An 8,920-nucleotide genomic window follows, 5' to 3' on the forward strand; every position below is an offset into this window, starting at 1 on the left:
CTCTCTCCCGCAAGCGGGAGAGGGGGCGCAGCTTCGTCTTGGTCGCTCTACCTGATCCGATCCATTGGCACTCTAATTCCTGCGCTCGGCAACGAACCGCGCCGCCGCGCGCAGCACATCGCCCTTCGCTCCGAACACCGACAAAGCGGCATCGGCACGCGCGAGCAGGTCGCGGACGCGCTGCTTGGCGCCGTCGATGCCGAGCTGGGTGACGAAGGTGGTCTTGCCAAGCGCCGCGTCCTGGCCGGTCTGCTTGCCGAGCGCGGCGGCATCGCCCTCGACGTCGAGCAGGTCGTCGGCGATCTGGAAGGCTTCGCCGAGCGCGCGGCCGAAATCGTCGAGTGCCAGATATTCTTTCTCGGAGGACTGGCCGAGGATGGCGCCGGCGATGCAGCCGAAGCGGAGCAGCGCGCCGGTCTTCATCTGCTGCAGCCGCGCCACGTCCACCGGCTCGCGGTCGCCGAACCGGCCTTCGCCGGCGAGGTCGAGCATCTGCCCGCCAGCCATGCCGCCGACGCCGGAGGCGCGCGCGAGCGCCCGGGTCAGCGCCAGCCTGACGCCGGCATCGCGATGGATCTCGTCGCGGGTGATGATGTCGAAGGCGATCGTGAGCAGCGCATCGCCGGCGAGGATCGCGGTCGCGTCGTCATAGGCCTTGTGGAGGGTGGGGCGGCCGCGGCGCAGATCGCTATTGTCCATCGCCGGCAGGTCGTCATGGATCAGGGAGTAGCAGTGGATGCATTCGAGCGCGGCCCCCGCCATCAGCGCGGCGTTGCGCGGCACGCCGAACACGGCGGCACTCTCGACCACCAGGAACGGCCGCAGGCGCTTGCCGCCGCCGAGGCTCGAATAGCGCATGGCCTCGATCAGCCGCCTCGGGCGGACGATCTCGTCCTTCTCCACGGTGTCGGCCAAGAGTTTCGCCAGCAGGGCCTCGGTATCGTCAGCGGTCTGGTCCAGCCGCTTGGCGAATTCTGCAGTACCGGTCGTCATTAAGAATTGCTCCAGATCGGATTTCGGGGCGGACAATCGTTGATGGCACCGGCTTCGTCAATTCCGCCGGGCCGAAGGCTGCGCCTTAAAAGCGCTGGAAAAACCGCCAATTGTTACAGAATCTCATTTGAAACCGGCCAATATTGCCGGCAGCGCCGACCCGCTTTCAGCCGGAACCTCCAATTTGCGCATTGTCCGGATCCTTTTGCTGCTGCTGGTGGCCGTGCTGCTCGTGCCCTACGTGCTGACACCGCTTTACCGATCCGGGCAGCCGGTTTCGGCGCTGATGGCTTGGCGCACTCTCAAGGGCGCGCCTGTCACCCGGCAATGGGTCGATTTCAACGCGATCTCGCCGTATCTCCCCCGCTCCGTGGTGGGGTCGGAGGATTCGAAGTTCTGCAGCCATCGCGGCATCGACTGGGACGCGCTGCAGGATGCGATCGACGATGCCGAGGATGGCGAGCCGGGCCGGGGCGGCTCGACCATCACCCAGCAGGTCGCCAAGAACCTGTTCCTGTGGCCGGGCCGCAGCGTGGTCCGCAAGGCCCTGGAACTGCCGCTGGCCATGTGGATCGATTTCGTGCTGCCGAAGCAGCGGATCCTGGAAATCTATCTCAACATCGCCGAGCTCGGCCCGTCCGGCCAGTTCGGGGCCGAGGCCGGTTCCCAATACGCCTTCGGCCGCTCGGCGGCGACTTTGTCGCCACGCGAGGCAGCGCTGCTCGCGGCGATCCTGCCCAATCCGGTCAAGCGCAGCGCCCGCAATCCCGGCCCCGGTGTGCGCCGCCTGAGCGCAACCTATATGGCCCGCGCCAGCGCGGTGCAGCGCTGCTGGAGCGAGAGCCGCGGATTCTGAGCGCGATGCACCCGCTGGCCGGCACCGCATGGCCTATTCTGGACGGGACGAGATCGTGGTGCCCTCGCGTGCCGAAACCGATAGCGGATGGTCACGTTTTGTTCCGATAAATTCGACCAGCCATGTCGGGCTTTGCCCGTTGCCGACGGGGAGGGCTCGCACCGCAATCTAATCGCGTCAGGCCCTAGCTTTACGCCATCCCTTCCTCTATAAGCCCGGCCTTATCGGCATCGCAGCTCGCTTTTGACGCGCGTCCTTAATTTCGGACGGATGCCTCCGCTACACCCCTAGAGGACTGTTATGGCTGTTCCCAGAAGAAAAACCTCGCCGTCGCGCCGTGGCATGCGCCGTTCGGCGGACGCGATCAAGAAGCCGACCTATGTCGAGGACAAGGATTCCGGCGAGCTGCGTCGCCCGCACCATCTCGATCTCAAGACCGGCATGTACAAGGGCCGGCAGGTCCTGAAGAAGAAAGAATCCTGATCCCCGCGGGATCGGAGAGCATTTGGATCCCCGGCTCTGAAAGCAGGGCCGGGATCACGATTGATTGGGCGGCCTGAAATCGGCCAATGAGTGCGATCAGACGGTCCGCCTCGGCGCGTCGGGCGTGATCCGGGAAGAGTGGCACCGGTTCTTCCCTCGCGACAAACGCGTAGCGTTTGCGCGGAAGTCATGCTCAAACAATCAAATCAGGTCATGATCCGATTCAATCTGATCGAATCACGATCTCAGGGCGTTTCGCTCCTGGTTTCCTTCGCTAAGGCCTCGCTCGCATGGTCGGTTTTCCGCTGCTGCTGATTCCGCTCGCGGTCTACAACATCATCGTCTTCCTGATGCCCGGCGTATCGCTGGTCGATCCGCTGGTGACGGTGCCGCTGATGTCGGGGGCGGAGTGGCCGATAACGCTGAGCGACATCCTGCTGGCGCTCGGCATCCTCCTGCTGTTGCTCGAAGTCATCAAGGGCGCGCGGCCGGGCGCCAAATTCGTGATGGATCACTTGCTGTCGCTGATCGTGTTCGGTGCGGCAGCCGCCGAATTCGTGCTGTGGCCGAAATTCGGCACCTCGACCTTTGCTCTGCTGACCTTGCTGGCATTGGCGGATTTCATCTCCGGGATCGCGCTTCGCACCCGCCGTCGTGCGGCGATCGCGCCCGCAACACGGGTGCAGCAAATCGAGCCGGAGCCAGCCCCGCTGCCGCAACCCGCGCCGGCGCCAACTCCCCAGCCGGCTCCCGCGCCGGCCCCGCAGCCGGCTCCACCACCCGCAGCCTCAACGACGTCAGCGAACACGGTGCCGCCGGCGGCCTCGGTCGCGGAATCAGTGCTGCAGGATCATTCCAAGCCGACGCAGGTGCAACCCGCGGTCGCCTCCCCGGACCTGCAGCCAAGCCGCAATCCGCCGACTGAACCGGAACAGCGCTGAGCTCTGGATTCTTGTTTTGACGCGTTTTCTTTACGCGAACCGGTTTCCACTTCGCTCGAAAACGCTCTTAGATGATCTGGCGCGTGCGGCGCGCGACGCCGCGCCGTTCCTGCGGATGGGCGCCATAGGCCATCTGCGCGTCCGCCAGCGTGCCGCGCCGCAGCGGACGAGTCTCCGGCGCCAGCGCCGCAGTCGCGATCAGCTGGGTCACGAAGCCCGCGTCGGGCCGTGGCAGCGGCTGCTTGGACACGTAGTGCAGGGATTCGGTCAGCGGGACGAGTTCAGCCGAGGCGATGGCGGCGCCGGTCAAAACCTCGCCGTCCAGCACTTGCCTTGATTCGCCGGCTTCCGGCATCGCTGATCCCGCTCGATTGTCACGTTTCGGGACGCTGCCATCCCGTTGGCCTCGAACTCGCAAGGTCCATGCCGGTGCACGGGCTTTTGTTCCCGATGGCGGCAAAACGTGGTTTCCAGATTATTTATGAACTTTACCTAAGGTCTGAGCGGAAACAGAGGCACACTGCGGGCTCGGAATCACTTACCCACTGTCACGTGCGTCCACCTGTATCCAACTGGCCGTGTCCTGAATTGGCCGTGTCCTGAAACGAGGCGACAGCAGATGCCTTCCATCCCGCCAGCCGCCGACATCCTGGCTTCGCTCGGCCAAGTCACCTTTGTCTGGGATATTGCCTCCGATGCGCTCGTCTGGAGCGACAATGTGGCCTTGGTTTTCCCTGATCTCCCGGCGGAGGCGATTGCAAGCGGCGCCGCATTTTCCAGGCTGATCGAGCCACCGCGCGCCATTCGCAGCGATGCGTTCGGCCAACCCGCGCCGCTCCGTAGCGGCGAGGGCATGCCTTACCGGATTGAGTACGGCGTGCGGGCCAATACCTCGGCGCCCGTGATCTGGATCGAGGAAACCGGCTGCTGGTTTGCCGGACCCGACGGCCGGCCAGTGCGCGCCCAGGGCGTGATCAGGATCGACAATGAGCGTCATGCCCGCGACGAGCAGCTCGTGAAGCTGTCGCGGCACGATCCGCTCACCGGCGAACTCAACCGCACCCATCTGATCGCCGCGCTCGCCGAGGCGATCGAGGAGGCTGCACGCTTCCGATCGTCCTGCGCCTTCATGATGATCGGCATCGACCATCTGGCGCGCATCAACGACGCCTTCGGCTTCGACGTCGCTGACGCCGTGATCGCGGAGATCAGCAAGCGCATCCGCGCCCGCCTGCGCGGCGGCGACGTGCTCGGGCGTTTCTCCGGCAACAAGTTCGGGCTGATCCTGCGCAACTGCACCGTCGACGATGCCAATGTCGCCGCCGAACGTTTTCTCACGGCCGTGCGGGAGGAGATCGTGCCGACCAAGTCGGGCCCCGTGTCGGTGACGGCGTCGATAGGCGCGGTCAGCGTGCCCCGCCACGCCCGCAGCGCCGACGAGGCGATCAACCGCGCCCAGGAGACGCTCGATACCACCAAGAGCCGCCGCGCCGGCTCGTTCCTGCTTTGGAAGCCGAATGTCGAGCGCGACGCCCAGCGCCGCGTCAACATCCGCGTCACCGACGAGATCGTCACCGCCCTGAACGAACGTCGCATCGTCGTGGCGTTCGAGCCGGTGGTCGAGGTGCAGTCGCGGCAGCCTGCCTTCTACGAGTGCCTGGTGCGCATGCAGCAGGAGGACGGGCGGGCATTGTCGGCGCCCGACATCGTGCCGGTCGCCGAGCGTCTCGGCCTGATCCGGCTGGTCGATCACCGCGTGCTCGAGCTTGCGGTGGCCGAGCTTGCCGCTTCACCCGAGGTTCAGCTCAGCCTCAACATCTCGCCGGATACCACGATGGATCCGGACTGGCTCTCCGGAATCGAATCGCTGATGGCCGCGCATCCCGGCGTCGGCGAGCGGCTGATCGTCGAGATCACGGAGACGGTGGCGATCAGCAATCTCGACGAGGTGCGCGGCTTCGTCACGCGGTTGAAGAATTTCGGCAGCCGGATCGCGATCGATGATTTCGGCGCCGGCTACACCTCGTTCCGCAACCTGCGCAAGCTCGGCGTCGATATCGTCAAGATCGATGGCGCCTTCGTGCAGAACATCGCGCATTCCGCCGACGACCGCGCTTTCGTGCAGACACTGCTCGACCTCGCGCGCCGGCTCGGCATCAAGACAGTCGCGGAATGGGTGCAGGACGAAGCGTCCGCGGTGATGCTGCGCGAATGGGGCTGCGACTATATCCAGGGCCGCCTGATCGGATTGGCCTCGCCGACGCGGCCATGGCACACCGCGGATAAAGCGATGCCGGCGGCTGGTTAGCTGGTCGTCCACCGCTCTCCGTCATTCCGGGGCGATGCGACCGCATCGAGCTATGATGTGCAATTTGCACATCAGAGAATCCATTCAGCCGCTCGCGCAAACGGCCCAATGGATTCCGGGTTCGCGCTGCGCGCGCCCCGGAATGACGAGCTCAATGCAGGTATGGGGAAGAGCCTACTCTTCCTTCTTCGTCGCCGTCGTCGTCTCGCGCGACATCCGCTCGAGGCGCTCCTGCATCTCCTTCATCTGGCGGCGCAGGTCGTCGATGTTGTCGTCATCCGGCGCCGGCTCCGGCACTTTCTCGGGCTCGGGCGTTGCGGTTCCCGTGCGCGGCGGCACGAATGGCTTGAACATGGAGAAGGTCTGCTGGAACAGCTCCATGTTGCGCCGAACCTGTTCCTCGAGCGGGGCGAAGGGAGTTCCGCTCAGCGTGCTTGCGATTTGCTTGCGGAATTTCTCCTGCTCTTTCGTCAGCGTCTCGATCGACTGCTCGAGATATTTCGGCACCACCATTTGCATGCTGTCGCCGTAGAACCGGATCAACTGCCGCAGGAAAGTGGTCGGCAACAGATTCTGGCCGGCCTTGTTCTCCTGCTCGAAGATGATCTGCGCCAACACCGATCGGGTGATGTCGTCACCGGTCTTGGCGTCGTAGACGAGGAAGTCCTCGCCTTCCTTCACCATCGCGGCGAGATCCTCAAGCGTCACATAAGTGCTGGTTCCGGTATTATAGAGCCGCCGGTTGGCGTACTTCTTGATCGTGGTCGGGTGTTCTGATTTTGCCATGGGGCTCACACATCAACACCAGGAGGGGACCCTTTGCAGCATTGCTGCAGGGGTGATGCACACGCATCGCAGCAAAGGTAAGCATTTTCAAAGCAGTTCGGCAACGATTTGTGCGCCACGGTTAATTCCAAAGCATAGTTATTGCTCAGGAAAGCTCCAACGGGCTCAATTTAAGTGCGCCGCGGCAGGATTTGGCCGTCTGGCCGATTGACATGCCTCAAGGAGGTTAACAGGATAAGGCCGAAAGATAGGCCCGCGTCCGGCCGCCCGCCCGCCGCCAAGTTACCCAGGCCAAACATCAAGCTCTAGGAGATGCCCATGTCAGACGATGTCGTCATCGTCAGCGCCGCCCGCACCCCGGTCGGCAGTTTCAACGGTGCGTTCGCCAACACTCCCGCCCATGACCTCGGCGCCATCGCCATCAAGGCGGCGCTGGAGCGTGCGGGCGTCGAGCCGGGCCGCGTGTCCGAAGTCATCATGGGTCAGATCCTGACCGCAGCCCAGGGCCAGAACCCGGCCCGCCAGGCCTCGATCGCCGCCGGCATCCCGGTGGAAAGCCCGGCCTGGGGCGTCAACCAGCTCTGCGGCTCGGGCCTGCGCTCGGTCGCGCTCGGCTATCAGGCGCTGGTCAATGGCGATTCCGACATCGTGGTCGCCGGCGGCCAGGAATCCATGAGCATGGCCCCGCATGCGCAGCATCTGCGCGGCGGCGTCAAGATGGGCGGGCTCGAGCTCGTCGACACCATGATCAAGGACGGCCTGTGGGACGCCTTCAACGGCTACCACATGGGCAACACGGCCGAGAACGTGGCGCGGCAATATCAGATCACCCGCGCCCAGCAGGACGAGTTCGCCGTCGCCTCGCAGCAGAAGGCCGAAGCCGCGCAGAAGGCCGGCCGGTTCAAGGACGAGATCGTCCCCGTCACCATCAAGACCCGCAAGGGCGATGTGGTCGTCGACGCCGACGAATATCCGCGCCACGGCGCCACGCTGGACGCAATGGCCAAGCTCAAGCCCGCCTTCGAGAAGGACGGCACGGTCACCGCCGGCAGCGCTTCCGGCATCAATGACGGCGCCGCCGCCGTGGTGCTGATGACGGCCAAGCAGGCCGCCAAGGAAGGCAGGACGCCGCTCGCGCGCATCGTCTCCTGGGGCCAGGCCGGCGTCGACCCGAAGATCATGGGCACCGGCCCGATCCCGGCTTCCCGCAGCGCACTGAAGAAGGCCGGCTGGAGCATCGGCGATCTCGACCTGATCGAGGCCAACGAGGCGTTCGCGGCGCAGGCCTGCGCCGTCAACAAGGACCTCGGCTGGGATACGTCCAAGGTCAACGTCAACGGCGGCGCGATCGCGATCGGTCACCCGATCGGCGCGTCCGGCGCCCGCGTCCTCGTGACGCTGCTGCACGAGATGCAGAAGCGCGACGCCAAGAAGGGCCTCGCCACGCTGTGCATCGGCGGCGGCATGGGCATCGCGATGTGCGTTGCACGCGACTGAACAAGAGGCAACATGCCGGGTTGAATGATGAAAAGATCGTCTGTCAACCGCAGTGCAAGCTGTTAAGAGAATGCCCGGCCTCGCGCCGGGCATTTTCGTTTTGAGAGCATGATCCGGAAAAGTGGAGACCGGTTTTCCGAAAAGATCATGCTCAATAGAGAGATAAATTTCAAAAGACCGGCACAATGTCGGCCTAGAAAAAAATGACGAAGGAGGAGACGGACATGGCACGTGTTGCATTGGTAACGGGTGGGACGCGCGGCATCGGCGCTGCGATCAGCAAGGCGTTGAAGGCGGCCGGCTACAAGGTCGCGGCAACCTATGGCGGCAATGATGCCGCGGCGCAAAAGTTCAAGGAAGAAACCGGCATTCCCGTTTACAAATGGGACGTCGCCTCGTTCGATGCCTGCGCTGCCGGCGTCAAGCAGGTGGAGGCCGAGGTCGGCCCGATCGACGTTCTCGTCAATAACGCCGGCATCACCCGCGACACCGCATTCCACAAGATGACGCTGCAGCAGTGGAACGAGGTGATCAACACCAATCTCGGCTCGCTCTTCAACATGACGCGCCAGGTGATCGAGGGCATGCGTGCCCGCAAGTTCGGCCGCATCGTCAACATCTCCTCGATCAACGGCCAGAAGGGCCAGTTCGGCCAGGTCAATTATTCCGCGGCCAAGGCCGGCGACATCGGCTTCACCAAGGCGCTCGCGCTTGAGAATGCCAAGGGCGGCATCACCGTGAACGTGATCGCGCCCGGCTATATCAACACCGAAATGGTGCAGGCGGTGCCGAAGGACGTCCTGGAGAAGAACGTGATCCCGCAGATCCCGGTCAATCGTCTTGGTGAGCCCGAGGAGATCGCGCGTGCGGTGCTGTTTCTCGCCGCCGAGGACGCCGGCTTCATCACCGGCTCGACGCTCACCGTGAACGGCGGCCAGTATCACGCGTGATGGTCGCTCGCGCAGGCCATGTGGAGAAAGTAGATGGGGTAACGGGCCGCGGTCTGCCCTCCAAGCAAGCCGCGCTTGCTACGGCGCTATGGGTGGCGCGCTGCGC

General features: G+C 64.3%; 9 protein-coding genes. 6 read left to right on the top strand and 3 right to left on the bottom strand.

The features are described 5' to 3' along the window. Positions 1 to 72 precede the first annotated feature (72 nt). Positions 73 to 993 carry a polyprenyl synthetase family protein gene (locus AC5ZGW_RS19510; protein WP_028169159.1) on the bottom strand — a complete coding sequence of 307 codons (921 nt, stop codon included), beginning with the start codon at positions 991 to 993 and terminating at the stop codon, positions 73 to 75. A gap of 184 nt (positions 994 to 1,177) precedes the next feature. On the opposite strand from AC5ZGW_RS19510, the gene mtgA reads away from it, so the two are divergent. From mtgA to AC5ZGW_RS19525, 3 genes are all read left to right on the top strand, one after another. Then, positions 1,178 to 1,849 carry a monofunctional biosynthetic peptidoglycan transglycosylase gene (gene mtgA / locus AC5ZGW_RS19515; RefSeq protein ID WP_130231796.1) on the top strand — a complete coding sequence of 224 codons (672 nt, stop codon included), beginning with the start codon at positions 1,178 to 1,180 and terminating at the stop codon, positions 1,847 to 1,849. A 300-nt stretch (positions 1,850 to 2,149) separates the two neighbouring features. Further along, entirely contained in the window at positions 2,150 to 2,332 is a 183-nt protein-coding gene (gene rpmF, locus AC5ZGW_RS19520; protein ID WP_007598106.1) for a 50S ribosomal protein L32, read from the top strand. 290 nt (positions 2,333 to 2,622) lie between these two features. Then, the gene (locus AC5ZGW_RS19525; protein WP_463328362.1) at positions 2,623 to 3,273 is read left to right on the top strand and encodes a hypothetical protein; all 651 of its coding nucleotides are present in this window, start codon (positions 2,623 to 2,625) and stop codon (positions 3,271 to 3,273) included. Positions 3,274 to 3,340: 67 nt separating this feature from the next. Here AC5ZGW_RS19525 and AC5ZGW_RS19530 read toward each other — a convergent pair whose 3' ends face one another. Continuing rightward, positions 3,341 to 3,628, bottom strand: coding sequence for a hypothetical protein (locus AC5ZGW_RS19530; RefSeq protein ID WP_130231411.1), 288 nt, complete (start codon positions 3,626 to 3,628; stop codon positions 3,341 to 3,343). A gap of 264 nt (positions 3,629 to 3,892) precedes the next feature. On the opposite strand from AC5ZGW_RS19530, the gene AC5ZGW_RS19535 reads away from it, so the two are divergent. Further along, on the top strand, positions 3,893 to 5,581 hold the full coding sequence (locus AC5ZGW_RS19535) for a putative bifunctional diguanylate cyclase/phosphodiesterase (protein WP_130231413.1): 1,689 nt from the start codon (positions 3,893 to 3,895) through the stop codon (positions 5,579 to 5,581). Between the two features lie 174 nt (positions 5,582 to 5,755). Here AC5ZGW_RS19535 and phaR read toward each other — a convergent pair whose 3' ends face one another. Beyond that, positions 5,756 to 6,367, bottom strand: a complete 612-nt coding sequence (gene phaR, locus AC5ZGW_RS19540) for a polyhydroxyalkanoate synthesis repressor PhaR (RefSeq protein ID WP_028169166.1) — start codon at positions 6,365 to 6,367, stop codon at positions 5,756 to 5,758. Positions 6,368 to 6,685: 318 nt separating this feature from the next. Here phaR and AC5ZGW_RS19545 point away from each other — a divergent pair, with 318 nt between their 5' ends. Then, a complete protein-coding gene (locus AC5ZGW_RS19545; protein WP_130231415.1) occupies positions 6,686 to 7,864 on the top strand; it encodes an acetyl-CoA C-acetyltransferase in 1,179 nt (392 codons plus the stop codon). A gap of 224 nt (positions 7,865 to 8,088) precedes the next feature. Then, positions 8,089 to 8,814, top strand: coding sequence for an acetoacetyl-CoA reductase (gene phbB, locus AC5ZGW_RS19550; RefSeq protein WP_130231417.1), 726 nt, complete (start codon positions 8,089 to 8,091; stop codon positions 8,812 to 8,814). The last annotated feature ends 106 nt before the right edge of the window (positions 8,815 to 8,920 follow it).

Source organism: Bradyrhizobium sp. Crot121 (assembly GCF_059512385.1).